A 1,197-nucleotide genomic window follows, 5' to 3' on the forward strand; every position below is an offset into this window, starting at 1 on the left:
GAGGGCTTTGCACGGAACTGAGTTGGTGATTCGGTAGGTCCGGAATGAAGGGGAGACGATTCGGATGGTCGATCGGGTGCTTGGACAACTGAGCCTTGCGGATGGGCTGGTGTGGTCGGATGTGACGGAGCTTGACCAGATCGCGCGAGTGATCGACTGGGTGCCGATCAAGGCGCTTCTTGGTCAGCGCAGCGGACCAGGACGGGGCAACATTAGCTATCCGGCCGAGGCCTTGCTGCGCTGTCTGCTGCTTGGCGTGTGGAACAATCTCAGCGATCCCGCGCTGGAGGCACAACTTCGTGACCGGCTGTCGTTCCGCCGTTTTACCGGCTTCAGCCTGTCGGACCCCACGCCGGACCATTCGACGTTGTGGCGCTTCCGCGAGGAGCTGAAGTGCGATGGGCTGATCGATCGGGTGTTTTATGAGATCACGCGGCAGCTTGAGCAGAAGGGGCTGATCGTCAAGCGCGGCACGTTGATCGATGCTTCCTTCATGCAGGCCGCCGCGCGCCCGCCGGCGAAGCCGAAGAAGGGTGAGGAGGCGACGGTGCGGCCATCGGCCGATGGCGAGGCACGTTGGGGACGCAAGGGCAACAAGACCGTGTTCGGCTATAAGGTGCACAACGGCGTGGACGATGCTCATACGCTGATCCGGCGCATGGACTTCACGGATGCATCGGTCACCGATACCGAGCCGGCCGACGGCCTGATCAGCGGGGACGAGAAGGCGGCCTATGGCGACCAAGCCTATTACACCCATGCCCGCCATGCCCGGCTGAAGCAGGTCGGCATCAAGGACCGGCTGATGCACAGGGCCAACAAGCACCATCCGCTGACGCCGCGTCAGAAGCAGCGCAACCGTCTGATCTCGAAGGTGCGGGCGGCAGTGGAGCGACCGTTTGCAGTGTTCAAGCAGCGCTACGGCATGCGGCGACTGCGCTTCTTCAATCTTGCCACCAACCGGACGCAGTGCATGCTTGCCGGCTGCGGCTACAATCTGCAGCGAGCGGCCGCGGTCCTCTTCCCAAAGAGGAAGCCGGCATGAGGCGCAGTCCGCCCAAAATCCACTGCCAAGGCGGCTTGAGGCCTCAACAGCGAGGCAAAATACCCCGCCAAAGGGGCCAGAGCGCCCTTCAAAAAACGCCCATCTGCCTCGTGCGCTAAATATCGGCTCCCGTGCAAAACCCTCCTTGTGGG

The 1,197-nt window shown here is 62.6% G+C and carries 1 protein-coding gene; it reads left to right on the forward strand.

All coding sequences use genetic code 11. The features are described from left to right. Positions 1-64: 64 nt before the first annotated feature. Positions 65-1,045 carry an IS5 family transposase gene (locus E5X34_RS32550; RefSeq protein ID WP_287307199.1) on the forward strand — a complete coding sequence of 327 codons (981 nt, stop codon included), beginning with the start codon at positions 65-67 and terminating at the stop codon, positions 1,043-1,045. Positions 1,046-1,197 lie beyond the last annotated feature (152 nt).

Source organism: Mesorhizobium sp., assembly GCF_004963255.1.
Taxonomy (GTDB): Bacteria; Pseudomonadota; Alphaproteobacteria; order Rhizobiales; family Rhizobiaceae; genus Mesorhizobium.